Genomic DNA, 25,898 nt, shown 5'->3' on the forward strand with positions numbered 1-25,898 from the left:
CCGTATGACACGACAAGACCCCGGCACCGATTCCCTGGAACGCCGCCGCCGTGCCGCCGTGGTGGGTCTCGGCGCCCGCGCCCGGATGTTCACCGAGGCACTGACGGGCCCCTTCGCTGACCGGATCGACCTGGTGGGCCTCTGCGACACCAACGCGCGCCGCATGGCCGTCCACAACGACTGGATCACGGCCGACCACCCGAGCCGTGCGCCCGTACCGGCTTACGGGGCAGGGGAGTTCGCGGAGATGCTGCGCCGCGAGCGCGTCGACCTGGTCGTCGTGACGAGCGTGGACCGGACCCACGACCACTACATCGTGGGCGCGCTGGAGGCGGGCTGCGACGTGGTCACCGAGAAGCCGATGACCACCGACGCCGAGCGCGCCCGCCGCATCCTGGACGCCCGCCGCCGGACGGGCCGCGAGGTGCGCGTCTCCTTCAACTACCGCTACAACCCGGTGCATTCGGCGGTACGGCAGCTGATCGCGGGCGGCGAGATCGGCGAGGTCGGCTCGGTGCACTTCGAGTGGCTGCTCGATCTGCGGCACGGCGCCGACTACTTCCGCCGCTGGCACCGCGACAGAGCCGACTCAGGTGGCCTCCTGGTCCACAAGTCGACCCATCACTTCGACCTGGTCAACTGGTGGCTCGACAGCCGCCCCGAGACCGTCTTCGCCCAGGGCGGTCTCTTCTTCTACGGCGAGGAGGCGGGCCGGCGCCGCGGTCTCGCCAGGGACTACGACCGCGCCCACGGCTCCCCGGCCGCCGAGGGCGACCCCTTCGCCCTCCACCTCAAGGACTCGCCCGTCCTCAGCGCGCTGTACCTGGACGCCGAGCGGGAGGACGGCTACCACCGCGACCAGAACGTGTTCGGACCCGGCGTGACGATCGAGGACGACATGGCGGTCCTCGTGCGGTACGCGTCCGGGGCGACCCTGACGTACCACCTGACGGCGTACGCGCCCTGGGAGGGCTACCGGATCTCCTTCAACGGCAGCGAGGGGCGGATCGAGCTGCTGGTGGAGGAGTCGACGTGGACGCGGCCCCATGTCCGAACGACGGGTGCGAGTCCGGTGCTGCACGGCGCCGAGGCCGACGACCAGGCCGGACGGACCGAACTGCTGGTGCGCAGACACTGGGAGCGGCCGCGCGAGGTGAAGGTGGCCACGGGCGAGGGCGGGCACGGCGGTGGGGACGTACGGATGCTGGCCGACCTGTTCGGGGAGCGGGTACCGGACGGGCTGGGCCGGGCGGCGGACGCGGTGGACGGGGCGCGGTCGCTGGTGACGGGGCTGGCGGCGAACCGGTCGCTGGAGACGGGGAGGCCGGTGGTGGCAGGGGAGTTGCTGGACGTGTGAGTCGGTGAGGGCGACCGGGGCAGTCGGTGGTCTCAGCGGTGCAGCCGAGGCGTATGCGCTTCAGTCCGGGAGTGCGCTGCTCGAGCTGCGCGTACAGCTGGTCGGTGTAGGTGACGTCGGTGTCCTTGTCGATGACGGCCGGTCGAACTCGGCCGCGAAGACAGCCGGCGCCGCCTTCAAGACCGGACGCCGCCGTCCGGCTGGGCACGGGTCATGCTGGAACGGCGCCGGTGTCTACAGCCCATGAGGGCTCCCTGCTGTGGCCGGGAGCCCTCATGGAAGGAACGCGGGTCAGTTCATGCCCTGGAGGCGCCAGATCTGGTTCCTCTTGGTGTTCAGCGCGCTGGCCGGGTCGCAGGTCCACTGGTGGATCTTCGCGCCGGCCGCGGTCGAGATCTGGCTGACGTCGACGCACTTGCCGCTGTGGACGGCGGCGAGTTGGTAGTCCTGGCTGTTGCCGAGCGCGGTGACGGGCTTCAGGGTGAACATCTGGTTCGTGGCGCCGTTGCACGTGTACTGGATGACCGCGGCACCGTCGGCCGTGGAGGCACTGGCGACGTCCAGGCACTTGCCGCTGTGCTGGTTGACCACCGTGTAGGTGTTCGCCCGGCCGGCCACCGGCTTGAAGTCGAGCATCTGCTGGTAGCCGCCCTCGCAGTAGTACTGCTGGTACTGCGTGCCGTTGACGGTGGAACGGTTGGTGTCGTCCAGGCACTGGCCGCTGTGCTGAGCCACCGCGACCGTGGAGACGGTCGTGTTCGACGGCGGAAGCAGCGTGACGGTGTAGCCGTCAGCGGCGTTCGTCCACGGCACGCTCACCGAGGCCGAGTTGCCGCTCACGGTCAGCGTCTGGTCGGAGACCGTCACCGGACCCGTCACCGCGCCGCCGCCGTTGTTCGGTACGCGCTGCACTATCGCGCGGACCCGACCGTTCTCCACCACGGAGGTGGTGTCGAGGCGGTCAAGGTTGACGGTGACGTTGCCGGTGTTGCCGTTGCTGCCCAGCAGGATCTTCGCGTTCCGCGCGGAGTTGTCCTTCGTCGCCAGCCCGTCGGTGTTCGTGCCGGCCGTGACCTTCACGATGTTCCCGGTCTGCGAGCCGTAGTACCGGTAGAGGAACCACTCGCCCAGCGGCAGGTACTGGCCGGCGCTGTTCTTGGTGAGCAGCTTCGCCTGGAAGTCGTGCAGGTTGTTCGCGGACGCCCAGTTGGCGCGCAGGCCGTCGGCCCCGGCCCGCTCGAGGCGGGAGATGTACCAGCCGCCACGGCCCGGGTTCTGCTCGGTGGCGCTCTCGTACTCGTTGACCTGGAACGGGCGACTTGTGGTCATCGACCGGGCCGCCAGCTTCGACCTGACCGCGTTCGAGTCCTCTACGGGGTCGCCGGGGAGGTTGTGCCAGCTGTAGATGTCCGGCTCGACGTTGTTGGCCTTGACGTAGTCCAGGTACGTGTTCCACCAGGACGAGCCGCCCGACGCGGGCTTGCCGGCGGTGCTGGCGCCGACGATCACCGCGTTCGGGAAGACCGCGCGGATCCTCTGGTAGGCACGCTTCCACATCTCCAGGTACTGGGCCTGTGGCCGGTCCCAGAAGGGATGCCAGTCGGGTTCGTTCCAGATGTCCCACTGGATGTCGGTCATGCCGGCCGCCTGCGCGTCGGCGAGGAGGCGGTCGTAGAAGGCGTCGAAGCGGGACCAGTCGCCGTTGTCACCGGGGAAGGTGGGGTTGGTGGTGCCGTCGGCGCCCCACAGGTCGTGCGGCAGGATGACGAAGGTGGCGCCGAGCGCCTTGGTGCGCTTGTACTGCGCGAGGGTGGAGTTCCAGCGACGGTCGTACTTGCCGGCGACCCAGCCGCCGGGGTTGTCCAGTTGGGCGCCCCCGGCCCGCATGAACTGCCACTTGATGTCCTTGTAGAAGTGCTCCTGCGGCAGGGCGCCGTTCTCGGACATGCCGTAGATCGTGCCCGAGGCGCGGTAGGTGGGTGCGCCCCCGGCGGTTGCGAAGTCCACGCCCACGGTGGTGTCGGCGGCCTGCGCCGTCGTGCCGGGAAGGGCGACGGCCGCGACCGACGCGAACAGCGCGGCGAGCGCGGTGGTCCTGCGCAGGCGGCGGCCTCCTGCGGAGCCGGACTCTGCGGTGCTGTGTCTGGGCGGAGGAAGGACGCGGGACATGCTCATGTGATCTCCCGAGGGGGTGGGTGCTGCCTGGATGGGGCGCCCAGGGGGCTCTCAGCCGCCGGTGTGCGCGGCGGATGCGGGTGCGGCTTGCCGGAGTTCATGGGCTTCGGCGAGGAGGAGGTAGCTGCTGGCGGTCCAGGTGGAGGCACGGTGTGGGGGCTCCCTGCTGTGGCCGGGAGCCCCCATGGGAGGAACGCAGGTCAGCTCATGCCCTGCAGGCGCCAGATCTGGTTCTTCTTCCAGGTCAGGTCGGTCGCCGGGTCGCAGGTCCACTGGTGGATCTTCGCGCGGGGGTCGCTCGAGATCCCGCTGACGTCCACGCACTTGCCGCTGTGCACCGCGGCCAGTTGGTAGTCCTTGCTGTTGCCGGTCGAGGTGACGGGCTTGAGGGTGAACATCTGGTTCGTGGTGCCGCTGCAGGTCCACTGGATGACGGCGGCACCGTCGGCCGTGGAAGCGCCCGAGACGTCCAGGCACTTACCGCTGTGCTCATTCACGATGGTGTAGGTGTTCGCCCGGCCGGCGACCGGCTTGAAGTCGAGCATCTGCTGATAGCCGCCCTCGCAGTGGTACTGCTGGTACTGCGTGCCGTCGGCGGTGCTGAGGTCGGTGTCGTCCAGGCACTGACCGCTGTGCTGTACCACCGCGACCGTGGAGACGGTCGTGTTCGACGGCGGGAGCAGGGTGACGGTGTAGCCGTCCGCGGCGTCCGTCCACGGCACGCTCACCGAGGCCGAGTTGTTACTCACGGTCAGGGTCTGGTCGGAGACCGTCACCGGACCCGTTACCGCGCCGCCGCCGTTGTTCGGTATGCGCTGGACGATCGCGCGGACCCGGCTGTTCTCCACCACCGACGTGGTGTCGAGGCGGTTGAGGTTGACGGTGACATTGCCGGTGTTGCCGTTGCTGCCCAGCAGGATCTTCGCGTTCCGCGCGGAGTTGTCCTTCGTCGCCAGCCCGTCGGTGTTCGTACCGGGCGTGAGGTTCACGATGTTTCCGGTCTGCGAGCCGTAGTAGCGGTACAGGAACCACTCGCCGAGCGGCAGGTACTGGCCGGAGCTGTTCTTGGTGAGCAGGTTGGCCGCGTAGTCGTGCAGGCTGGGGCCCCCTCCCCAGTTGGAGCGCAGGCCGTCGGCGCCGGCCCGCTCCAGGCGGCTGATGAACCAGCCGCCGCCACCGGGGTGCTGCTGCTCGCGCCCGGCGTACTCGTTGATCTGGTACGGGCGGGTGTTGGTCAGGCCCGCGGCGGCGAGGGTCGAGTTGGCGTTGCTGACGGCCGTGACGGGGTCGTGCGGAATGGCATGCCAGCTGTAGATGTCGGGGGCGACGTTGTTGGCCTTGACGTGGTTCAGGAAGGTGGTCCACCAGGTGTTGGACGCGTTGGGCGGGTTCGCCGTGCTGGGGCCGACGATGAGCTGACCGGGGAGGTTGGCCCGCACGGCCGCGTGGAACCGCGACCACATCTGCAGGTACTGGCTCTGGGACCGGCCCCAGAAGCCGCTGAGGTCCGGCTCGTTCCAGAGGTCCCACTCCACCGTCATGTTGTTGGCCTTGACGTCGGAGATGAGCTGGTTGACGAAGTTGTCGAACAGCGTCCAGTTGCCGTTGTCGCCGGGAAAGCCCTGGCTGGTGGTGCCGTCGGCGCCCCACAGGTCGTGCGGCAGGATGACGAACGTGCCGCCGAGCGCCTTGGTGCGCTTGTACTGCGCGAGGGTGGAGTTCCAGCGGGTCTGGTAGTGGGCGAGGCTGGTGGCGTAGCCGCCACCGTTGAGCTGCGCGCCGCCGGCCCGCATGAAGTGCCACTTGATGTCTTTGAAGAAGTGGTCCGGCGGCAGCGACCCGTCGGCGGTCAGCCCGTAGATCATGCCCGAGGCGCGGTAGGTGGGGGCGCCTCCGGCGCTGGCGAAGTCGACGGTGACGCCGGTGTCCGCGGCCTGCGACGGGCCGGCGGGCACCAGGGTCGCCGCCAGGGCGGCCAGGAGGACGGCTACGGACGAGGTCGCTCCGCGTCCGGTGCGGGTTGCGGGGCTGGGAAGTGTCCAGCGGGATTCCATGCTGCGGCTCCTACGTGAACGTGAGCGGGGAGGATGACCGGGGTTGGAACGTCCCCGGGGCTGTGGGGAGACGGCCGGTCAGCGGCTGTCTCGGCGTGCGTGTGCCTCGGCCAGCAGGAGGTAGCTGCTGGCGGTCCAGGTGTAGGCGCGGTCGCGCAGGCCTGTGCCGGTGAGGGCGTCGAAGTTCTCGGCGAAGCCGTGGGTTTCGCACAGGGCGCGGAAGCGGGCGCTGATCTCGTCGGCGAGGCGGTGGTGGCCGGCGCGGCGCAGGCCGTCCTCGATGAGGACGGTGGCGGGTGCCCAGATCGGGCCGCGCCAGTAGCCGTCGGACAGGTAGTGGGGTGAGGTGGGCAGTTCGGTGGCAAGGCCGTACGGGGTCAGGTGGGTCTCGATCCGGGCGGCCAGGGTCGTGCCGATGTGCTCGGGCAGGTGCTCGCCCAGTGCCATCGGCATCAGGTCCAGCAGGCTGGAGCTGTCCCAGGTCTGCGCGCTGTCCACGCCGCGGGCCACGAACCGCTCTCCCGTCCACAGCTCGTCGAGCATCGCCGCCTGGGTGGTCTCGGCGGTACGGGTCCAGCGGCGGGCCTCGTCGGGCAGGCCCAGTTCGGTGGCCAGGCCGGCGAGTTCGCGGAGCTGGAGGGTGAGGAAGGCGGCGAGGTCGGCGGTGACGACCACGCGCTCGGGGTCGAAGGTGGTGGCGTTGTCCCAGCCGCTGTCGTTGCCGTGCTGGTAGTGGGGCAGGGCTGCGCCGGGTGCGCGGCGGGCGGTGAGCCAGAAGTCCGTCCAACGGGCCAACCGATCGTACATATCGGCGAGTTGTGCCGGGGTGAGCGGTTCGGGGAGCCGTCTGCGCAGGTGGGACAGAGTCCAGCCGTGAATGGGCGGTTTGACGAAGTTGTAGAGGACCTCGGAGTGGGTCACCGAGTCGGGAAGGGCGCCGGTCTCGTCCTGGTGGTCGAAGGGCAGGGAGAACTGGTCCCAGGCCAGGGCGGGTGCTCCGGGGGCCAGGGCGAGGGCGTTGAAGCAGTGGTCCCAGCTCCAGACCTTGTCCATCCAGTGCTTGGACATCAGCACCGCGGGCCTGGTGACCAGGGATGCCGGGCGGACCGTCGCCGACCACAGGACGTACGCGGCGAGTTCGGCGGCCGGGGTACCGGACGAGCGCCAGGGTGCCACCGCCTCGATGAAGGCGGTGAAGGCGTGCTCCGCGGTTGCCACGACTGCGTCGAACGTCTCCGAGGACGTGTAGGGCAGGCGTGCGCTGTCCAGTTCCTCGATGGCCGCTTCCCAGACTCCGCCGGGGGCCGCGGTGACGGCGACGCCTCGTTCGCCGCTGCCGAGGGTCTGGCTGCCGGACGCCTCGGCGACCGTGCCCGACAGCACGGTGACCCGGTAACGGCGCCCGGTCTCGTACGAGGTGAACACGTACGACTCGTCCACCGGGTCGCGGTAGAAGTAGGTGCCCGTGAAGGGGGTCAGCGTGTCGGCTGCCGCGGTGATGCGCAGGCCCAGTCCTTCGCCGCGCAGGCGGACGGTGTCCGGTGAGGCGTAGGCGAGGCGGATGCGCCCTTGCTCGCCGGTCCAGCTGAGCAGGCCCGGAGTCGCCTCGACGCGGGTCCCGGCCTGGTCGCCCGTCGTCGCGTCGAGGGGCGTGAAGCGCAGGACGGCGTGCATGCCGTTCTGGTGCGAGACGAGGTGCAGGTCTTCGGCACGTGTCTTCTCCGCGAGCACGGGCGAGATGCCGAACCAGGAGCCGTGCGTGCTGAACGGGATGTCGTGGATGGAGAAAGCCGGGCCGGATCGGGCGGCGGTCATCAAGTGGTACTCGTTTCTTCAGCAGGGGTCACCGGCGGTGATGAAGTGGTCAGTCCTTGACGGCTCCGGCCGTCACGCCGGCGGCGACGTAGCGCTGGGCGAGGACGAGGATCACCGTGGCCGGCAGCGAGGCCACGACGGCGGTGGCCATGATGGCGTTCCACTCCTGGTTGTTGTTGCCGATGTAGTGGTAGATGCCGAGGGTGATCGGCTGGTGGACGCCACCGTTGGCGAGGGTGCTGGCGAAGACGAAGTCGGACCACGACCACAGGAACGCGAACAGCGACACGGTGACGACCGAGTTGCGGCTCATCGGCAGCACCACGGACCGGAAGGTGCGCCAGGGCCCGGCTCCGTCCATCTGCGCGGCCTGGAGCAGTTCGCCGGGGATGCCGGACATGAACGCGGTGAAGATGAGGACCGCGAAGGGGACGGCGAGGGTGGAGTCGGCGACGATCAGGCCGGGCACGGACTGGAGCAGGCCGAGCTGGAGGTAGATGGCGTAGAAGCCCATCGCCATGATGATCCCGGGGATCATCTGGGCCACCAGGAAGAGGAAACCGAGGACTCCCCCGCCGCGGGGGCGGAGTTTCGCCAGGGCGTATCCGGCGGGCGCTGCCAGCGCCACGGTCAGCACGACCGTGCCCAGGCCGATGACCAGGCTCGTGGCAAGGTAGGGCAACTGCTGGTCGAGGACGGCACGGTAGCCGTCCAGCGTGCCGTGGACGGGGAACAGGTCCGGCGGCGACTTGCGCATGTCCTGGTCGCGGGTGAAGGACACGTTGAGCATCCAGTAGACGGGGAAGAGCATGACGGCGGTGAGCAGGAGACCCGTTGCCGTCTTCCACCAGGTGGTTCGTCCGCGTCTCGGGCGGCGTGTGGCCGGGGTGGTCATGAGGCGTACTGCTTTCGCTGGGCCCTCAGGTACACCAGGCCGAAGACCAGGGCGGCGGCGACGAGCAGGTTGCCGACGGCCGCGCCGGGGCCGAAGGCGGGCAGCAGGTTGCCGAAGCCGAGCTGGTAGGACCAGGTGGCGAAGGTGGTGGACGAGTCGGCCGGGCCGCCCTTGGTCATGATCCAGATGATGTCGAAGACCTTGAGCGTATAGACCAGGCCCAGCAGCAGGGTGATGGCGGACACGGGGCGCAGCAGCGGGAAGGTGATGCTCCAGAAGCGTCTCCAGGCGCTCGCGCCGTCGAGGGCGGCCGCTTCGTAGAGGCTCGCCGGGATGGACTGCAGACCGCTGTAGAGCACGACCAGGTTGAAGGGGACGCCGATCCAGATGTTGGCGATGATCACCGAGGCCAGAGACCAGGACGGCGAGGTCAGCCAGTTCACGGGGTCGATCCCCAGGACGCCCAGCAGGGCGTTGACGACACCGGAGTCGCTGTTGAGCATCCACGACCAGGTGGAGGCCGACACGATCAGCGGCAGCAGCCACGGCACCAGGAACAGGGCCCGCAAGGTCGCCGACAACCGGAAGTGCTGGTGGAAGAAGACCGCGAGGCTCAAGCCGATGGCGTACTGGAAGAACAGGCACACCACGGTGAACATCACCGTGTGAGTGAGTGCCGGGCCGAAGGTCGGGTCGTCGAAGACCTTCTGGTAGTTGTCCAGTCCGGTGAACGGGGCGTTGCCCTGGACGAAGGAGCGGACGGTGTAGTTGCGCAGGCTCAGGTCGAGGTTGCGGTACAGCGGATAGGCGTAGAAGAGGACGAGGTAGAGGGTGACCGGGGCGAGGAACGCCCAGGCGGCCCACTGCTGGGACGTGTGACGCCGGCGGCGGTGCGCGGTACGGGCCGGGGGCAGGGCGACGGTGGCCGCCGCCCCGTTCCCGTCACGCACCGGTCGGCGGTCCGGCAGGTGTGGCGTGTGCTTCATCGAGGAGCCCGGGATCGCGGTTGCCTGACGGTTTACTTGGCGGCGTCCTGTGCCGCGGTGAGCGCGTCCTTGGGCGACTTGGAGCCGCTGAGGGCGGACTGGACGGCCTTCCACATCTGCTCCGAGATCTTCGGGTACTTGGTGCCGAGGTCGTCGCTGGTGCGCCCCTTGGCCGCCTTGACCGCGTCGACCCAGGGCTTCAGCTCGGCGTTCTCCGCCACCTGCTTCTCCTGCACCACGGCGGTGGGGGCGACGTAGGAGAGGGTGGTGTCGGTGTCGTACAGGTTCTCGGTGCTGGTCAGGCAGGACACCAGCTTCCGCGTGGTGGCGTAGCGGCCGGTGTCGCCCTGGACCGGGAGGGTGACGAACTCGCCGCCGGTCGGGGCCGCCGCGTTGCCGCCCCCTGAGCCGGGGATGGGCAGGACGCCGTAGTCGAAGCCGGCCTTCTCGGCGTTCGCGAGCTGCCAGGTGCCGTTCTCGGCGAAGGCGTAGTCACCGCTCGCGAACTCCTGCCAGCTGGTGGTCTGGGTGTTGTTGATGACCGAGTTGGGGGCGTACCCCTTGTCCAGCCAGCCCTTCCAGAGGGAGAGCGCGGAGACGGCCTGCTCCGAGTCGAGGTCGGTCAGCTGGGCGCCCGCGCCCCAGAACCAGGGCAGGAACTGGAAGCTGCCTTCCTCGGTGCCGATCGCGGAGAAGGTGATGCCCTTCTTGCCGGCTTTCTTGACCTTCTCCAGCGCCGCCGTCAGTGACTTCCAGTCCTTGACCGAGGTGATGTCCACACCGGCCTTCTTCAGGACCTCCTTGTTGTAGTAGAGGGCGAGGGTGTTGGCGCCGATCGGGGTGCCGTAGGTCTTTCCGCCCGACTGCCCGGCGGCGAGCAGGTTGGGGTCCGCCTTCGAGGTGTCGAGCTTGTTCTCGTCGGTCGTGGTGAGCACGCCGGCCTCGGCGAGCGTCGACACCACGGGGTTGTCGAGGATGAGGATGTCCGCGGAGTTGTCCTGCTGCGCCGCCAGCAGCGCCTTGTTGGACAGGTCGCTGGTGTCGAAGGCGGTCCGCTTGATCTTCACTCCGGCCTCGGTGCCGCAGCCGTCCAGCAGCTTCGCCCAGGCCGAGTCCTTGGCGAACTGCGGGTACGGGTCCCAGACGGTGTACGTGCCGCTGTCCGCCGCCTTCGCGGACGTCGTGCCAGTGCCGGAGGAGCATGCGGTGGTGACGGTGGTAAGGGCGACGACGGTCATGGCGGTGGCGGTGAGACGGCGTCTGGTGGATCTGTTCATCGGGTTTCCTTGCTCTGTGTGTCTGGCATGGGCATGCCAGTGGACCGGATGGCAGGGCAGGCTGAACGGCGCCGCCGAGACGCAAGGTCGCGAAGCGGCGGGTTGAACGGTGACGGGCGGGAGGTGACGGAGGAGCGGAGGAGGAGGAGCGGAGGAGGAGGAGCGGAGGAGGAGCAGGGCCGCCCTTGATCTACAGGGGATGCGGAGGGCGGCCTGTCAGGCGGTCGAGTCGTCGGGGATCCCGCTTGTGCCCCCCGGAGAGCGGGGGCCGACGGGTCCGGTGCTGGCGCGGAGCGAGATCGGCGGGGCGAGCAGTTGGTGGCGCGGGGGTGCGTCCGGGTGGGCGAGCCGCTCGATGAGCAGGTCGACGGCGCGCCGACCCATCTCCTCCGCCGGTACGTCCGCCGCGGTGAGCTGCGGGGTCACCGTCTCCGCCCACCGGGCGGCCACGACCCCGGTGACGGAGAAGTCGCGCGGCACATGGCGGCCCGCGTGGGCCAGACCCCGGTAGAGACCTCCGAGCGCGGCCTCGTTCAGCGTGACGAGGGCCGTGGTGGCGGGGTCGTCGTGCAGGATCCGCTCCAGGCACGCCTGCCCCGAGGGGGCGTCGTCCTCGCAGTTGTACGTCCGGACGGTGAGCCCGCGCTCGGCGGCGGCCTTGGTGAAGCCGTCCAGACCGCGGTGCGCGGACTCGTACCCGGCGCGCAGCAGCCGCTCCGGCCGGTTGACGAGGGCGACCCGGTCGTGGCCCAGGTCCGCGAGGTGGTGGACACAGGCCGCCGCCAGCGCGGTGTGGTCCAGGCCGACCCACCAGTCGCCCTCCGGCCGGGCCGTGCGGCCGATGCAGACGGCGGGGAAGTTCTCGGCGAGGAGGTGGTCGACCCGGTCGTCCTGGAGCCTGATCTCCATCAGGATCGCGCCGTCGACCCGCCGCTCCCCCAGCAGCCGCTGGAACGAGCGGTCGCTGTCCACGCCGCTCGGGGAGAGCAGTACGTCGTAGTCATGGGCGGCCGCGGCCTCCACCACGCTGCCGATGAAATCGAGCTGCATGCCGGTGTAGTGATCGCCGGCCGGCGGGAAGACCAGAGCGATGGTGCTGGTCCGGCCGTTGGCCAGGGCGCGTGCGCTCGCGTTGGGTCGGTAGCCCAGGTCGTCGATGACTCGCTGGATCTTCTCGCGGGTCTCGTCCGACACCGGGCGCTTGCCGCTCAGCGCATACGAGACAGTGCTCCGCGAGACACCGGCCCGCCTGGCAATCTCACCGATGTTCACGGGACTCCTTCATCGAACCGGTTCGACATTCTCAGAGGAGAAGGAGACCGGTCAGGGCAGAGGTGGGAGGGATCCTTGAAGCCGGTGTCGAACCGGTTCGCGTGAAGGAAAGGTAGGAGTCGGCCGTGCGGGTGTCAATACCTCACGCAAAGCTCATGAAACACATCGGAAACCAGTCCGCGCGAACCCGCGGCGACCGTCCACCCTCCACATTCACCGCCCTCACCAGCCAGAACGGCGCGCGCTGCCCACCAGGCCAGGGACATGCCCGCACCGGGAGTCGAATCGTGTCGCGAGTACTGCTGACCCGCTCCGAGGGTGCTCGCCTCGGGGGTGCTCGCCTCGGGGGTGCTCGCTTCGGGGGTGCTCGCTTCCGGCGAACCGGATCGACGGCCCTTGCCACCCGTGCCCGGTCACGGTCCGCTGCCGCCGACTGGTGGGCATCCGCGTGTACGTCTGGATGTTCCGGGGCGATGAAGTGGCGGACCTTCGGCACCTGGGTGAAGTCGGCGGCCGGCAGCAGAGCCTTGTTGGCCTCCCAGTAGTAGGTCATTGCGCTGGGGCCAGGAGCTGTCCGGCCGCCGGCCGCGCGTACAGCTGACCCTGAGCCACCAGCTCCACGTGGATGCCCACCGCCCGCACTCGTCCCGTAGCCGTCACGGCGATCCGGACGACGTGCAGTCCGTCGGCTTCGGGAGCGGCCCGGCGGATGTGGCGCCCGCCTGGCTGTGTCACGGGCGGCGAGCCGCCGCCTGGCTGTGTCACGGGCGGCGGCGAGCCGCCGCCTCGCCGAGATCGAGGAAGCCCGCGAACACGAGTGCCTGCCGCACGCCCAGGCCGTCCTCGCCCGCGAACGCGCCCAGCTCGCCCGCAAGATGCACGACGTGCTCTCCCACCCGGTCAGCCTGTCGGGCATCAGCATCCGGCCGCCGAGATCGACGACCTCGGGCTGCTCGCCGACGTACCGGCGCGCGCCCTCCTCGGTGCCGACCAGGGCGATCCGGCCCGCTCGGATCGCGACGGCCTTCTGGATCCGGTCGTGGGCGTCCACGGTCCAGACATGGCCGTTGGGCAGGACGGTGTCAGCAGGCAGCACGTCAGGCCGCCTGCGGCGTGTCCCACCCACCGACGCACCGGACCGACGCCGCGTCGGGCGAGCGCCTAGGCCGACGCGGCCAGGAAGTCCCTGCGCAACGACATGCCGGACCGGCCGTCGCCGTCGGTCCTGACCGCCAGCACCTGGTTGACGCCCATCGTGTTGTTCTCGAACCCGACCGCCGAGGCCGCCATGTACAGGCGCCATACCCGCGCCCGCCCGGGCGAGGTCAGCTTGACCGCCTCGTCCCAGTGCGCTTCGAGGTTGGCCACCCACTCACGCAGCGTGAGGGCATAGTGCTCGCGCAAGGACTCGACGTCGCGCACCTCGAAGCCCGCTTGCTCCAGCAGCGACACGGTGGAGCCGACGGGAGCCAGCTCACCGTCGGGGAAGACGTACCGGTCGATGAAGGGGTCCATGCGGTACTTCCCTTCGTCCCGCACAGGGCGCCGCGCTATCTGGTGGTTGAGCAACCGCCCGCCGGGCTTCAGCAGGTGGTGCAGGATGTCCGCGTAGGCGCGGTACCGCTTCCCGCCCACGTGCTCGGCCATACCGATCGAGGAGATCGCGTCGAAGGGGGAGTCGTCGATCTGGCGGTAGTCCTGCACCCTGATCTCCACCAGGTGCTCAAGCCCCGCCGCGGCGACACGCTCGCGCGCCAGTGCCGCCTGCTCGACCGAGATGGTGACCCCTAGGACCTGTACGCCGTAGTGTTCGGCCGCATGCATGGCCAGCGAGCCCCAGCCGCAGCCCACGTCCAGCAGCCGCTGCCCCTCGCGCAGGGCGAGCTTGCGGCAGACCAGGTCCAGTTTGGCCTCCTGGGCCTGCTCCAGAGTGTCGCCGGTGCCGGAGGACGGGTCGCCCTGCCAGTAGGCACAGGAGTAGACGAGCGAGGGGCCCAGAACCAGGGCGTAGAAGTCGTTGCCCACGTCGTAGTGGTGACTGATGGCCGCCTTGTCACGGCGCATGCTGTGCGCGGGACCGCGACGGCGCACCACCTCTTCGGCGGGCGGTGCCGGCGGGAGCCCGATCTCCGCGAGGCCGAGCGCCCGGCTCACCGTACGCAGGCTGCCGGGTGTGGTCAGCACGCTCAGCGCTCTGCGGAGCGCCGCCGTGCGGCTGCCGGGCTCGTCCCGTTCCCACAGCAGCGTCGAGATCCGCTTCAGCAGTTCGTACAGGTCGCCGTCGACTTCGAGGTCTCCGGCCACCCAGGCGCGGGCGAGCCCCAGTTCGCCGGGCCGCCACAGCAGACGCCGCAGGGCTTCGCGGTCGCGCAGGACGAAGGACGGCCCGTCCTTGGGGCCGGCCGTGCTGCCGTCCCAGAGGCGGATTCCCACGGGCAGGGGGAGACCCAGCACCTGTTCACTGAACCGGGCCAGAACTGCTGCGGCTGGTTCGGGCATGCGAATGCTCTCCGTTCAACACAGGGGGTCCCGCCCGTCCCGAACTGCGGCTGGGCCTGGCAAGCTTCACCACAGCGACGGCTGACGTCGGTGAGTATAAGCGGACATTTATTGAAACCTGAACAGGCCTTTTGTTTGAGCAGCCGATGGGGGCATGGTCGGTTGTCCGGTCCGGGTCACGACAGGATCCCTGCGTTGGGCCCTCGCGACCGTGGCTCCCCCTCTCCCCCGCCAGCCGCTGCGCCGGCCGTGAAGCCCCACTGGGGACGGAGCCGCGGTGCGGCGTCGTGTCGGGGGCGACCTCAGGCCATGGCCAGGACGGCCGAGACCAAGGCCCGCTGGCAGACGCGCTCGGCTTCCTCGTCCGGCAGGGAGAGGTGCTGCATCGTCAGTCCGTCGAAGCCGGCCAGGAAGAACCTCGCGATCGTCTCAGCGGTCCGGCCGAGCTGGTGACCGGCGCGTTCGGCGTCGCCGCCGCGACCGGCGCGCCTTCTACGACCGACGCCTGTACTTGCCCGCGCTCTGGGTGGGGGACGCCGAGCGCCGCCAGGAGGTCGGCGTGCACGGAGAGATCGCCTACGGCGGAGCAGGCGGCTGAGCATGCCGTCGTAGCCGGGCCTGGCTTGCTCGGCCCGGCTACGTTTCGTTCCGTTTCGTTTCGCGAGGCCGGTCAGAACACCACGGTCCAGCCCTCGCGTCCGGCCGCCTCGGCGGTGTACGACACGCCGTGCGCCTTCGTCCCGTCGGCGCGACCGCAATCGCCATCATCGCAGTCGACCCGGCCTATACCTCGAAGTGGGGCGCCCAGCACGGGCAGAAGCCCCTCACCCACGACCACAGGAAGACCACTCGCCACGAGGCTGCCGCCGTGGCGATCGGACGACGCGCCCAAGGGCACCCGGTCCGGCGACGGACGACACCGCCCCACGACGACCAGAGCGATCGTCGTGGGCATCGGACCGTCCAGGCCGGACCAGGAGCCCTCGGGCGTGAGGGACCCCGCCCCCGCATTCCCGGACCACGCACACGATGCGTGCCGCCCGGACGCGGAGCGAACGCGGGCGACCAGAACGCCCAACACCGTTCGGGGCGTTCGGCTGAGCATGACTCCTGGCAACAGGACTCACTCCCGCTCAGTCTCTAGGAACGGTTGACCGGGGCGGCGACGATCCGCACCGCCTGGCTGCCCGCTTCGGGGCGGGGACTGTCACCGGCGAGGGCATGTCCGGTGACGTCGTCCGTCTTCCACTTCTGGCTCTGGAAGGCGAGGAAGACGGCCACCCAGCGCTCCTGCTCGGGGAAGTGGATCAGCAGACCACCGTCCTGCCACACCCCGTCGTCCTTGCGGAACCTGGCGCTGTTCCCCTGGTTCATGTGGACGTCGTGGACGCCGTTGCCGGGCAGGAAGCCGAAGATCTTGTCCTTGACGCCGGCCTCGGGACCCCAGCGCTCGCCGAACACGTAGAGCCTGGCGGTGGGGTCCTCGACCGCGCGCCGTACGTAGTGGTCGAGGACGTCGGCGAGGTCGTTGTCCGGGCCCTCGACATGCGGCGGCAGGGCCCGCATCCTCGACGGATCGAAGAGGTTGCCTCGTACGAAGTCGAGGTTGGGTCCACCGGGACCCGACGGCAGCGTGTTCCAGCCGCTCGCGAGACCCGTGAGGCGAGCGGTGACCGGGTGCCGGAAGTCCTCCTCGACGAGATACAGCAGCTCGGACGGGCTCTCCTGCGACTTCACGTTCACCGAGGCTCGGTAGTGCGTGCCGCCCTCGTCGGTCAGGTGGATCTGGTAGTGCGGCGTGTCATCGGCACCCTCCCGACGGGTGTCGACCGCTCGCGCGATCAGTACGCCGTACGACTTCAGTGGCATGTCGACCAACTCCCCCGCAGGACGGCCACTTTGCTCGCCCCTGTGCGGGAAATGGTAGAGCGACGACCGTCCGCTGCGCCCTTCGTGTCCTTGATTGTTCACCTACGATCAACCGCGTGGTCCTCTTCACCCTGGAACGCCTCACCCCACTCCCCGCCGACGCCGCCTGGCGCCGGCTCACCGACTGGCCCCGGCACGCCGACGTCGTCCCGCTGACCCGCGTCACCGTACGGACCCCTCCGCCGACCGGCGAGCGGACGGTGTTCGTGGCCCGCAGTGGGGTGGGGGCGCTCGCGTTCGACGACCCGATGGAAGTGGTGGTCTGGCGCCCGCCGGAGGGCGGGGAGCCAGGTGTCTGCCGCCTCGCCAAGCGCGGTTCGTTCGTCATGGGGTGGGCGGAGATCGAGGTCCAGCTGTACGGCGAGGGGACATCACGTGTGCTGTGGCGTGAGGATCTGCGGGTGCGGTGGCTGCCGGGGATCTTCGACCGAGCGCTGGGGTGGTTGGCGCGGCGGATGTTCGGGCGAGCGGTGGACGGGCTGTTGAAGGGACCGGAGACTCGGTGACCGGGGCCGGCGACTGACGATCGGGGCCACTGTCAGACCCTCCGTCTACTGTCCGAAGCATGACCGATCACCTCCACACCACCCGAGCGTCCTACGACACCGTCGCCGCCGACTACGAGAGGCTCCTCAGGGAGGAGTTGGCGAACAGCCCGTTCGACAGAGCCATGTTGGGGGTGTTCGCCGAGCGGGTGCTGGGCGGCGGAGGCGGGCCCGTCGCGGATCTGGGCTGCGGGCCGGGGCGGATCACCGGGCATCTGGCCGGGCTCGGGCTCGACGTCTTCGGCATCGATCTCTCCCCGGAGATGGTGACCGTGGCCCGCTGGGCCCATCCCCGGCTCCGCTTCGACGTCGGCACGATGACCGCGCTCGACCTCCAGGACGACTCGCTCGCCGGCGCCGTCTCCTGGTACTCCACGGTCCACACCCCACCGGCCGAACTCCCCGTCGTCTTCCGGGAGTTCCGCCGGGTCCTCGCTCCCGGCGGCCTGCTGCTGATGGCGTTCAAGGCCGGCGACGAGTCCGTCCACCTGTCGCACGCGTACGGCCACGATCTCGATCTCGACGTCTACCGCTACCCACCGGACCGGATCGCCGGGCTGCTCACCGACGCCGGTCTGGTCGAAGCCGCCCGGCTGGTGCGGGAGCCGGAGGGCGAGAAGCAGAAGACCCCGCAGGCGTATGTGCTGGCACGCAAGCCCGCCTGACGTGACCGTCGGCGTCAGGACCTGCCCGGCTCCGGGTCCCCGCTGTGGGCGCCCGGCTCCGGGTCCCCGCTGTGGGCGCCCGGCTCCGGGTCCCCGTTGCGGGCGGCGGCCAGGCCGTCGCGGCGGTCGCGGTCACCGTCGCCCGTCGTACTGAGGAGGGTGTCGCAGATCTCGCGGAGCTTGTCGGTGGCCTGCTTGGAGAACAGCCCACAGAGCCCCGCGATGCCGGAGAAGCCGTACGGATTGGTCGCCCCGGCACCGGAACTACCGGCGAACAGGCCGCCGCGGAGCAGCATGTACACCAGCAACGCCAGCGCCACACCGATTCCGGCCCGCAGGAGGTACCACCACAGCCAGCTCGCATAGAGCCGCCGGTTGCCGACGTACGTCGCGAACGACGTGGCCGCGTGGACGAAGCTGCCGAGCGCGCTGCACACCACCACGGCGAGCAGCATCGCGGTGTCGGCGGTCAGCGCCCAGTCACCGAGGCCGAAGGGCGCCCATCGCGCGGTGGGTGCCGTGGCGTCCGCCCCGGGTTCCACCGTCGCGAGCACCACCGGCCAGAGGCTCACCAGGGCGCCGCACACGAAGACGACGTCGACCAGGAGGAAGAGGCCCAGGACGGTCGTCGCCGCGGTCGACAGCCGCCTCCTGTCACGGGTGCCGGCGCTTTTGGCCCCGGTCGTCCCGTCCTCCACGCCCGAGCCCGCAGCGCCGCCGTCATCCGCGCCCGGCCCCTCGCCCCCGTCGCCCACATCCGGGCCCGTACCGCCGTCCGGGCGCTCGTCCACGCCGTCGCCCTCGCCCGCACCCTGCTCGATGTTCACCGCGCTCAACTGTCCGTCCCCCGATGCGCTGTTGTCGCCGTATACAGACGGTCACCCCTCCGTCTCCGTCGGTCAAGGTACAGGGTCAGGAAACCATCCGGCTCGACCTCGGCAGATCGGTGACGGTGGGCGTGCCGCCGTGGCCGTCGTGGTGGATCGGTGTGTGTGCCCCCGTCAGTGAGACCCCGCTTCCGCCGCGCCGGTCGGCGACGATCTCGGCGGCGATGGACAGGGCCGTCTCCTCCGGGGTGCGGGCGCCGAGGTCGAGGCCGATGGGGGAGCGGAGGCGGGCCAACTCCAGTTCGGTGACGCCTGCTTGGCGGAGGCGGGCGTTGCGGTCGAGGTGGGTTCGGCGGGAGCCCATGGCGCCTACATAGGCGACGGGCAGGCGCAGCGCCAGTTTCAGCAGCGGTACGTCGAACTTGGCGTCGTGGGTGAGGACGCAGAGGACCGTGCGGGCGTCCACCGACGTCCGTTCCAGGTACTTGTGGGGCCACTCGACGACGATCTCGTCGGCCTCCGGGAATCGGGCCTTCGTCGTGAAGACCGGGCGCGCGTCGCACACCGTCACGTGGTAGCCGAGGAACTTGCCGATGCGGACCAGTGCCGACGCGAAGTCGATGGCGCCGAAGACGATCATCCGGGGCGCGGGTACGGAGGACTCGACCAGAACCGTGAGCGGCGCTCCACAGCGTGAGCCCTGCTCTCCCAACTCCAGGGTGCCGGTGCGGCCGGCGTCCAGGAAGGCACGGGCCTCGGCGGCGACCGTGCGCTCGAGTTCGGGGTGGGCGCCGAATCCGCCGTCGTACGAGCCGTCGGGGCGGGTCAGGAGGGCTCGGCCGCGCAGTTCCGCCGGGCCGGAGACGATCCGGGCGACCGCGGCCGCCTCACCGCTCGCGGCGGCGGCCAGCGCGGCCGCGACAACCGGGCGGACAGGGTCGCCCACCCGTACCGGCGTGACGAGGATGTCGATGATTCCGCCGCAGGTCAGGCCCACGGCGAAGGCCTCCTCGTCGCTGTAGCCGAAGCGTTCGAGGACCGGCTCACCGTCCGCCAGCGCCTGCCCGCACAGGTCGTAGACGGCGCCCTCCACACAACCGCCGGAGACGGAGCCGATCACCGTGCCGTCGGCGTCCACCGCGAGGGCGGCGCCGGGCAGGCGGGGCGCGCTGCCGCCGACGGCCACCACGGTGGCCACGGCGAAGTCACGTCCCTGCTCGACCCACCGGTGCAGTTCTTCGGCGATGTCCAGCATCTCTCGATCTCCTTACCGGCGACGGTTGCGGCTACGCCGTGCCCGTCAGGTGTTCCGGGCGTACCGGTGTCCTGTTCAGTTCCAGCCCCGTCGCGTTCCGAATCGCCGCCAGCACAGCGGGAGTCGACGACAAGGTCGGCGCCTCACCGACGCCTCGCAGCCCGTACGGCGCGTGGTCGTCGGCCAGTTCGAGCACGTCGACCGGGATGGTCGGGGTGTCGAGGATCGTGGGGATCAGGTAGTCCGTGAAGGAAGGGTTCTTGACCTTCGCGGTCTTCGGGTCCACGACGATCTCCTCCATGACGGCGATGCCGAGGCCCTGGGTCGTGCCGCCCTGGATCTGGCCGAGGACGGAGAGCGGGTTGAGGGCCTTGCCGACGTCCTGGGCGCAGGCCAGTTCGACGACCTTGACCATGCCCAGCTCGGTGTCGACCTCGACGACCGCCCGGTGCGCGGCGAAGGAGTACTGGACGTGGCCGAAGCCCTGGCCGGTGCGCAGGTCGAAGGGTTCGGTCGGCCGGTGCCGCCACTCCTCCTCGACCTCGACGGCCTCGTCGCCCAGTACGTCGACCAGGTCGGCCAGCACCTCGCCGCCGTCGGTGACGACCTTGCCGCCCTCCAGGAGCAGTTCGGCGGTCGCCCAAGCGGGGTGGTACGAGCCGAACTTGCGGCGGCCGATCTCCAGGACCTTCTCCCGGACGAGCTCGCAGGAGTGTTTCACGGCGCCACCGGTGACGTACGTCTGGCGCGACGCGGACGTCGAACCGGCCGAACCCACCCGTGTGTCCGCCGGGTTGATCGTCACGTGGGTGACGCCCAGCTCGGTGCGGGCGATCTGCGCGTGGACGGTGATACCGCCCTGGCCGACCTCCGCCATGGCCGTGTGGACGGTGGCGACGGGCTCACCTCCGACGACCTCCATACGGACACGGGCGGTCGAGTAGTCGTCGAAGCCCTCGGAGAAGCCGACGTTCTTGATGCCGACCGCGTAGCCGATGCCGCGTACGACGCCCTCGCCGTGCGTGGTGTTGGACAGGCCGCCCGGCAGCTGCCGTACGTCCGCCGCCTCGCCGGCCGTGAGCCACTGCTGCTCGGGCGGCAGGGGCATCGCCTTGACGCGGCGCAGGAGTTCGGCGACCGGGGCCGGGGAGTCGACGATCTGGCCGGTCGGCAGGGCGGTGCCCTGTTCCATGGCGTTGATCTGCCGGAACTCCACCGGGTCCATGCCCAGTCTCGCGGCCAGCTTGTCCATCTGCGCCTCGTAGGCGAAGCATGCCTGGACCGCGCCGAAGCCGCGCATGGCACCGCAGGGCGGGTTGTTGGTGTAGAGGGCGAGGGCCTCGATGTCGACGTCGTCGATGACGTACGGGCCCGCGCCGAGGGAGGCGGCGTTGCCGACGACGGCCGGGGAGGCGGAGGCGTACGCGCCGCCGTCCAGGACGATCCGGGCCTTCAGATGGGTGAGCCTGCCGTCCTTCGTCGCCCCGTGCTCGTAGTACAGCTTCGCGGGGTGGCGATGGACATGGCCGAAGAAGGACTCGAAGCGGTTGTAGACGATCTTCACCGGCTTGCCCGTGCGCAGGGCGAGGAGGCAGGCGTGGATCTGCATCGACAGATCCTCGCGGCCGCCGAAGGCGCCGCCCACGCCGGACAGTGTCATACGGACCTTGTCCTCGGGCAGGCCGAGGACGGGCGCGATCTGGCGCAGGTCGGAGTGCAGCCACTGGGTGGCGATGTAGAGGTCGACGCCGCCGTCCTCGGCAGGGACCGCGAGGCCGGATTCCGGGCCGAGGAAGGCCTGGTCCTGCATGCCGAAGACGTACTCGCCCTCGACGACGACGTCCGCGCGCTCCCGCGCCGCGGAAACGTCACCGCGGATGATCGGCTGGCGGTGGAGGATGTTCGGGTGCGGGACATGGCCGATGGTGGGGGTCCCCCCGGTCGAACGCAGTTGAGACTGGGGGAGATCGGTGCGGTTCTCGTGGACGAGGGCCGCGTCCGGCGCGGTCGCGGAGGCCTCGTCGGTGACGACCGGCAGTTCGCGGTACTCCACCTTGATCTTGGCGGCGGCGCGGCGCGCGGTCTCCGGGTGGTCGGCGGCGACGATCGCGACCGGCTCACCGTGGTGGCGGACCTTGCCATGGGCGAGGACCGGGGTGTCCTGGATCTCCAGGCCGTAGTTCCTCACTTCGGTCGGCAGGTCGTCGTACGTCATGACGGCGTGGACGCCGGGTGTGGCGAGGGCCTCGGCCGTGTCGATGGAGACGATCTCGGCGTGCGCGACCGGGGAGCGCAGGATCTGGCCCCAGAGCATGTCCTCGTGCCACATGTCGGACGAGTACGCGAACTCGCCGGTGACCTTGAGGGTGCCGTCCGGGCGGAGCGTGGACTCGCCGATGCCGCCCTTGGTGCGGGAGCCCTGGGTGAGGTTGGTGGGCAGGCCGGTGGTTCCCATGCTCAGACCCCCTCGGACTGCCGGGCGGCTGCGAGGCGGACCGCGTCCATGATCTTCTCGTAGCCGGTGCAGCGGCACAGGTTGCCCGACAGCGCCTCGCGGATGTCCGCGTCGGACGGGTTCGGGTTCCGCTCCAGCATCTCGTCTGCGGCGACCAGCAGACCCGGGGTGCAGAAGCCGCACTGGACGGCTCCGGCGTCGATGAACGCCTGCTGGATCGGAGAGAGCGCGGCGCGCGGGGATGAGCCGGTGCCCTCGCCGGTCTGGGAGTCGGTGCCCTTCGCCTGCCACCGCTGGGCGTCCTGAAGAGACGTACCGCAACCACCGTGCTCGGCGCGCTGCTTGGCGTAGTCCGCCAGACCCTCGACCGTGACGACCTCGCGTCCCTCCACCTGCCCCGCTGCGACCAGACACGAACAAACCGGCACACCGTCGAGCCGAACCGTGCAGGACCCGCACTCCCCCTGCTCGCAGGCGTTCTTCGACCCCGGCAACCCGAGCCGTTCCCTCAGGACATAGAGAAGGGACTCGCCCTCCCACACGTCGTCGGCTTCCTGCGGACGACCGTTGACAGTGAAGTTGACGCGCATCAGGCGACTCCCTCCGTGCGAGCGGCGGTGCCGCGGTACGACTCCCAGGTCCACATCAGCGTGCGGCGGGCCATGACGCCGACCGCGTGGCGGCGGTAGCTCGCGGTGCCGCGTACGTCGTCGATCGGGTTGCAGGCGGCGGCGCACAGGTCCGCGAACCGCTTGGCGACCGACGGGGTGATGATCTTGCCGTTGTCCCAGAAGCCGCCCTCGTCGAGCGCCGCGTTCAGGAACTCCTCGGCGGTCCTGGCCCGGACGGGGGTCGGCGCGGCCGAGCCGATGCCGGTGCGGACGGTCCGCGAGGACGGGTGCAGGGCGAGCCCGAAGGCGCACACCGCGATCACCATGGCGTTGCGCGTGCCGACCTTGGAGTACTGCTGCGGCCCGTCCGCCTTCTTGATGTGCACGGCCCGGATCAGCTCGTCCGGCGCGAGGGCGTTGCGCTTCACGCCGGTGTAGAAGTCGTCGATGGGGATGAGCCGCGAGCCCCGTACGGACTCGGCCTCGACCTCGGCGCCCGCCGCGAGAAGGGCCGGGTGGGCGTCGCCGGCCGGGGAGGCGGTACCGAGGTTGCCGCCGACGCCGCCACGGTTGCGGATCTGCGGGGAGGCCACCGTGTGCGAGGCCAGGGCGAGGCCGGGCAGTTCGGGACGGAGGTTCTCCATGATCCGGGTGTAGGGGACGGACGCGCCCAGCCGAACCGTTTCCTCGCCGACCTCCCACTCGTAGAGCTCGCCGATGCGGTTGAGGTCGAGCAGATACTCGGGCCGACGGTGGTCAAAGTTGATCTCGACCATCACATCGGTGCCGCCGGCGATCGGCACAGCGGTGGGATGCTCGGCCTTCGCGGCGAGCGCCTCCTCCCAGCTGGCGGGGCGAAGGAAGTCCATCTGACCGGCTCTCTTCTTCGTCTCTGTATCTCGGAGTGGTGCCGTTTGAGCCAGATCGTGTGCGGCGGGCCCGACTCGTTCAGGGGCTGTTCACGTGGCTTGCCGTCAGTACACAGCGCCGTACTCCGCCCCGGTCAGTCACGAAAAGCATGAAGGAGTTGGCTGGCCAGGGGGCTCATCTTGTAGATTCATATGAACGGAGGCCATCGGCAACCTCAGCGTTTTTCGCTGGAAACATCCAGAACACATCCCGGGTACGAGACAGGAACGGCGGCGACGAGAATGCGCCTGCGCGCACTGCTGGACACCGACGCGCTGGGGCTGCGGCTGCTCGGCGGCGAGGACGAACTGGACCGCACCGTGCGCGGTGTGATGACCACCGACCTCAGGGACCCCAGCCGTTACCTCTCCGGCGGCGAGCTGGTGCTCACCGGTCTGGCCTGGCGCCGCGACGCCGCCGACTCCGAGCCCTTCGTACGGATCCTGGCGGGCGCCGGGGTCACCGCCCTGGCCGCCGGCGAGGCCGAGCTGGGCGACATCCCGGAGGACCTCGTCGTGGCCTGTGCCCGGCACCGGCTGCCGCTGTTCGCGGTCAACGAGTCGGTGGCCTTCGCGACGATCACCGAGCACGTCGTACGGCAGGTCTCGGGTGAGCGCGCCGGGGACCTGGCGGCCGTGGTGGACCGGCACCGCCGGATGATGACCTCCGGCCCGGCGGGCGGCGGCCCGGACGTCGTCCTGGACCTGCTCGGCTCCGACCTGGACCTCCGGGCCTGGGTGCTCTCCCCCACCGGCCGCCTCATCGCGGGCCCGAAGGTCTCCGGGCCCCCGCTGCCCCCCGACCTGTGCGCGCGACTGGCCGCCGAACACCTCGCGGCGACCCGCACGGGGCGCCGCGGCCCGCACCGCGTGGCCGTCGGCACCACGACCTACTCGCTCTTCCCGATCAGCAGCGCGGGCCGCACCGCGAGCACGAGCGCCGCGCGCGATGTGCGCGATGTGCGCGATGTGCGCGATGTGCGCGATGTGCGCGAGAGCGTCCTCTCCGACTGGCTGCTCGCGGTCGAGGCCGACGCCGGGGACTGGCCCGCCGAGCGGCTCGACCTGCTGTACGGCGTCACCCAGCTGATCGCGGTCGAGCGGGACCGCCGCGACGCGGCACGTACGGTACGGCGACGGCTCGCCCAGGAAGTCCTGGAGCTGGTGCAGGCCGGAGCGGCCCCCGCCGAGATCGCGGCCCGGCTGCGGGTCGCCGCGCCGGTGCTGCTGCCCGGCCTCGGGGCGGCGCCGCACTGGCAGGTGGTCGTGGCACGGGTCGAGTGGGACGACGGCGAGGCCGGGGAAGCCGGGCGGCTCGACGGCGGCGCGGTCGCCCAGGCGCTCCTGGAGGAGATCCTCGTGGACCCGCTGTCCACGGGCCCGGAGCACTCGGACCGTATCGCCGTCGCCCACACGGACGACGAGGCCATCGCCCTCGTCCCCCTTCCCGCGGTCTCCACCGAGCACGACGGCTCCGAGTCCGGCATCCACGCCGACACCCTGCTCGCCGCCGTACGGGACCCCCTGACGGCCGGTCTCGACGACGACGGACGGCTCACGCTGGGCGTCAGCGCGGCAGTGCACTCGGCCGAGGGCCTGCGCGGCGCCCTGGAGGAGGCCCGGCACGCCCGCCGGGTGGCGGCGGCGCGCGTGGGCCGGGTCTGCGCGGCGGGCCACCAGGAACTGGCCTCCCACGTCCTCCTGCTCCCTTTCGTCCCCGACGACGTCCGCCGGGCCTTCACCGCCCGCCTCCTCGACCCGCTCCGCGACTACGACCGCCGCCACCGCGCCGAACTGATCCCCACCCTGGAGGCGTTCCTGGAGTGCGACGGCTCCTGGACCCGCTGCGCCTCCCGCCTCCACCTGCACGTCAACACACTGCGCTACCGGGTGGGTCGCATCGAACAGTTGACGAGCAGAGACCTCTCCCGCCTGGAGGACAAGCTGGACTTCTTCCTGGCACTGCGGATGAGTTGAGGTAGTGGGGGCGGTGCGCGCGGCAGGCGCGGAGTCGGTGATCGAGCCCCACACCGAGGAGACCTCGGTGACGCCGGCCTGATCAACACCAACCACAATCGTGTCCCCGGGCAACCCGGTTCGTGCCTTCACAGGGCTCCCAAGCCGGTTGCAGAACCCCAGCGCAAGTGAAAACTTTCACACACCCCCTTGGCCAGGCCCCGATGTTCGTGCTGAGATGCGGCCACCACTCAAAGCTCAATGGTGTGCTGGGCCTGTCCTTCGGATCAGGTCGGAGTCGGGGAACGGTGCCTGGCCACTACCGGTGAGCGGGGCTTGGTGCGTGCAGCTGCAAGGCGGAGGAGGGCGTCGACGCGGAGCGTCGGCAACCGACGACAACGCCGCAGATGTGCGTGC

The 25,898-nt window shown here is 70.2% G+C and carries 18 protein-coding genes and 3 pseudogenes; 6 read left to right on the plus strand and 15 right to left on the minus strand.

Annotated elements, in window-relative coordinates; genetic code table 11:
• Window positions 1–4 precede the first annotated feature (4 nt).
• Complete coding sequence (locus tag CES90_RS05895) at window positions 5–1,357, plus strand: Gfo/Idh/MocA family protein (protein WP_189780294.1); 1,353 nt, start codon at window positions 5–7, stop codon at window positions 1,355–1,357.
• A gap of 291 nt (window positions 1,358–1,648) precedes the next feature.
• On the opposite strand, the gene CES90_RS05900 is transcribed toward CES90_RS05895, so the two are convergent.
• The 7 genes from CES90_RS05900 to CES90_RS05930 form a co-directional block, all read right to left on the minus strand.
• Window positions 1,649–3,532, minus strand: coding sequence for an RICIN domain-containing protein (locus CES90_RS05900; protein ID WP_229913519.1), 1,884 nt, complete (start codon window positions 3,530–3,532; stop codon window positions 1,649–1,651).
• A gap of 200 nt (window positions 3,533–3,732) precedes the next feature.
• Window positions 3,733–5,586: an RICIN domain-containing protein gene (locus tag CES90_RS05905; protein ID WP_229913520.1), complete on the minus strand. Its 1,854-nt coding sequence runs from the start codon at window positions 5,584–5,586 to the stop codon at window positions 3,733–3,735.
• Between the two features lie 78 nt (window positions 5,587–5,664).
• Window positions 5,665–7,401 carry an amylo-alpha-1,6-glucosidase gene (locus CES90_RS05910; protein WP_189780295.1) on the minus strand — a complete coding sequence of 579 codons (1,737 nt, stop codon included), beginning with the start codon at window positions 7,399–7,401 and terminating at the stop codon, window positions 5,665–5,667.
• Between the two features lie 49 nt (window positions 7,402–7,450).
• Window positions 7,451–8,296 (minus strand): carbohydrate ABC transporter permease, encoded by an 846-nt coding sequence (locus CES90_RS05915; protein WP_189780296.1) that lies wholly within the window; start codon window positions 8,294–8,296, stop codon window positions 7,451–7,453.
• Window positions 8,293–9,282 (minus strand): carbohydrate ABC transporter permease, encoded by a 990-nt coding sequence (locus tag CES90_RS05920; protein WP_189780297.1) that lies wholly within the window; start codon window positions 9,280–9,282, stop codon window positions 8,293–8,295. The genes CES90_RS05915 and CES90_RS05920 overlap by 4 nt, the downstream gene beginning before the upstream one ends.
• 32 nt (window positions 9,283–9,314) lie before the next feature.
• On the minus strand, window positions 9,315–10,559 hold the full coding sequence (locus CES90_RS05925) for a sugar ABC transporter substrate-binding protein (protein WP_189780298.1): 1,245 nt from the start codon (window positions 10,557–10,559) through the stop codon (window positions 9,315–9,317).
• A gap of 216 nt (window positions 10,560–10,775) precedes the next feature.
• The gene (locus CES90_RS05930; protein ID WP_189780299.1) at window positions 10,776–11,831 is read right to left on the minus strand and encodes a LacI family DNA-binding transcriptional regulator; all 1,056 of its coding nucleotides are present in this window, start codon (window positions 11,829–11,831) and stop codon (window positions 10,776–10,778) included.
• 776 nt (window positions 11,832–12,607) lie between these two features.
• Here CES90_RS05930 and CES90_RS49320 point away from each other — a divergent pair.
• Window positions 12,608–12,749, plus strand: a pseudogene (locus CES90_RS49320) (two-component sensor histidine kinase); the annotation flags it as partial.
• A gap of 243 nt (window positions 12,750–12,992) precedes the next feature.
• Here the strand turns inward: CES90_RS49320 and CES90_RS05935 are convergent.
• Complete coding sequence (locus CES90_RS05935; RefSeq protein WP_189780300.1) at window positions 12,993–14,330, minus strand: SAM-dependent methyltransferase; 1,338 nt, start codon at window positions 14,328–14,330, stop codon at window positions 12,993–12,995.
• 302 nt (window positions 14,331–14,632) lie between these two features.
• A pseudogene (locus CES90_RS49325) lies at window positions 14,633–14,797 on the minus strand (TetR/AcrR family transcriptional regulator); the annotation flags it as partial.
• A gap of 290 nt (window positions 14,798–15,087) precedes the next feature.
• Between CES90_RS49325 and CES90_RS49330 the strand changes: the two are divergent.
• Window positions 15,088–15,474 (plus strand): annotated as a pseudogene (locus CES90_RS49330) (IS200/IS605 family accessory protein TnpB-related protein); the annotation flags it as partial.
• On the opposite strand, the gene CES90_RS05945 reads toward CES90_RS49330, so the two are convergent.
• Window positions 15,471–16,199, minus strand: coding sequence for a DUF2278 family protein (locus tag CES90_RS05945; protein WP_208921405.1), 729 nt, complete (start codon window positions 16,197–16,199; stop codon window positions 15,471–15,473). The pseudogene CES90_RS49330 and the gene CES90_RS05945 overlap by 4 nt on opposite strands.
• A gap of 116 nt (window positions 16,200–16,315) precedes the next feature.
• On the opposite strand from CES90_RS05945, the gene CES90_RS05950 reads away from it, so the two are divergent.
• Window positions 16,316–16,765 (plus strand): SRPBCC family protein, encoded by a 450-nt coding sequence (locus CES90_RS05950; RefSeq protein ID WP_189780301.1) that lies wholly within the window; start codon window positions 16,316–16,318, stop codon window positions 16,763–16,765.
• Window positions 16,766–16,824: 59 nt separating this feature from the next.
• The gene (locus CES90_RS05955) at window positions 16,825–17,469 is read left to right on the plus strand and encodes a class I SAM-dependent DNA methyltransferase (RefSeq protein ID WP_189780302.1); all 645 of its coding nucleotides are present in this window, start codon (window positions 16,825–16,827) and stop codon (window positions 17,467–17,469) included.
• Between the two features lie 14 nt (window positions 17,470–17,483).
• Here the strand turns inward: CES90_RS05955 and CES90_RS05960 are convergent, their stop codons facing one another.
• The 5 genes from CES90_RS05960 to CES90_RS05980 form a co-directional block, all read right to left on the minus strand.
• A complete protein-coding gene (locus CES90_RS05960; RefSeq protein ID WP_229913521.1) occupies window positions 17,484–18,296 on the minus strand; it encodes a hypothetical protein in 813 nt (270 codons plus the stop codon).
• 85 nt (window positions 18,297–18,381) lie between these two features.
• On the minus strand, window positions 18,382–19,551 hold the full coding sequence (locus CES90_RS05965) for an XdhC family protein (RefSeq protein ID WP_189780303.1): 1,170 nt from the start codon (window positions 19,549–19,551) through the stop codon (window positions 18,382–18,384).
• Between the two features lie 31 nt (window positions 19,552–19,582).
• Window positions 19,583–22,006 carry a xanthine dehydrogenase family protein molybdopterin-binding subunit gene (locus CES90_RS05970; RefSeq protein ID WP_189780304.1) on the minus strand — a complete coding sequence of 808 codons (2,424 nt, stop codon included), beginning with the start codon at window positions 22,004–22,006 and terminating at the stop codon, window positions 19,583–19,585.
• 2 nt (window positions 22,007–22,008) lie between these two features.
• Window positions 22,009–22,596 (minus strand): (2Fe-2S)-binding protein, encoded by a 588-nt coding sequence (locus tag CES90_RS05975; RefSeq protein WP_189780305.1) that lies wholly within the window; start codon window positions 22,594–22,596, stop codon window positions 22,009–22,011.
• Entirely contained in the window at window positions 22,596–23,486 is an 891-nt protein-coding gene (locus tag CES90_RS05980; RefSeq protein ID WP_189780306.1) for an FAD binding domain-containing protein, read from the minus strand. Before CES90_RS05980 ends, CES90_RS05975 begins: the two co-directional genes overlap by 1 nt.
• A gap of 282 nt (window positions 23,487–23,768) precedes the next feature.
• Between CES90_RS05980 and CES90_RS05985 the strand changes: the two genes are divergently transcribed.
• On the plus strand, window positions 23,769–25,502 hold the full coding sequence (locus CES90_RS05985) for a PucR family transcriptional regulator ligand-binding domain-containing protein (protein ID WP_189780307.1): 1,734 nt from the start codon (window positions 23,769–23,771) through the stop codon (window positions 25,500–25,502).
• The last annotated feature ends 396 nt before the right edge of the window (window positions 25,503–25,898 follow it).

It is taken from the genome of Streptomyces capitiformicae (assembly GCF_002214185.1).
Taxonomy (GTDB): Bacteria; Actinomycetota; Actinomycetes; order Streptomycetales; family Streptomycetaceae; genus Streptomyces; species Streptomyces capitiformicae.

Coding starts and splice junctions, on each gene's coding strand:
- CES90_RS05895 (WP_189780294.1), top strand. CDS start 5: ATGACACGACAAGACCCCGGCACCGATTCCCTGGAACGCCGCCGCCGT.
- CES90_RS05900 (WP_229913519.1), bottom strand. CDS start 3,532: ATGAGCATGTCCCGCGTCCTTCCTCCGCCCAGACACAGCACCGCAGAG.
- CES90_RS05905 (WP_229913520.1), bottom strand. CDS start 5,586: ATGGAATCCCGCTGGACACTTCCCAGCCCCGCAACCCGCACCGGACGC.
- CES90_RS05910 (WP_189780295.1), bottom strand. CDS start 7,401: ATGACCGCCGCCCGATCCGGCCCGGCTTTCTCCATCCACGACATCCCG.
- CES90_RS05915 (WP_189780296.1), bottom strand. CDS start 8,296: ATGACCACCCCGGCCACACGCCGCCCGAGACGCGGACGAACCACCTGG.
- CES90_RS05920 (WP_189780297.1), bottom strand. CDS start 9,282: ATGAAGCACACGCCACACCTGCCGGACCGCCGACCGGTGCGTGACGGG.
- CES90_RS05925 (WP_189780298.1), bottom strand. CDS start 10,559: ATGAACAGATCCACCAGACGCCGTCTCACCGCCACCGCCATGACCGTC.
- CES90_RS05935 (WP_189780300.1), bottom strand. CDS start 14,330: ATGCCCGAACCAGCCGCAGCAGTTCTGGCCCGGTTCAGTGAACAGGTG.
- CES90_RS05945 (WP_208921405.1), bottom strand. CDS start 16,199: ATGCCACTGAAGTCGTACGGCGTACTGATCGCGCGAGCGGTCGACACC.
- CES90_RS05955 (WP_189780302.1), top strand. CDS start 16,825: ATGACCGATCACCTCCACACCACCCGAGCGTCCTACGACACCGTCGCC.
- CES90_RS05965 (WP_189780303.1), bottom strand. CDS start 19,551: ATGCTGGACATCGCCGAAGAACTGCACCGGTGGGTCGAGCAGGGACGT.
- CES90_RS05970 (WP_189780304.1), bottom strand. CDS start 22,006: ATGGGAACCACCGGCCTGCCCACCAACCTCACCCAGGGCTCCCGCACC.
- CES90_RS05975 (WP_189780305.1), bottom strand. CDS start 22,596: ATGCGCGTCAACTTCACTGTCAACGGTCGTCCGCAGGAAGCCGACGAC.
- CES90_RS05980 (WP_189780306.1), bottom strand. CDS start 23,486: ATGGACTTCCTTCGCCCCGCCAGCTGGGAGGAGGCGCTCGCCGCGAAG.
- CES90_RS05985 (WP_189780307.1), top strand. CDS start 23,769: ATGCGCCTGCGCGCACTGCTGGACACCGACGCGCTGGGGCTGCGGCTG.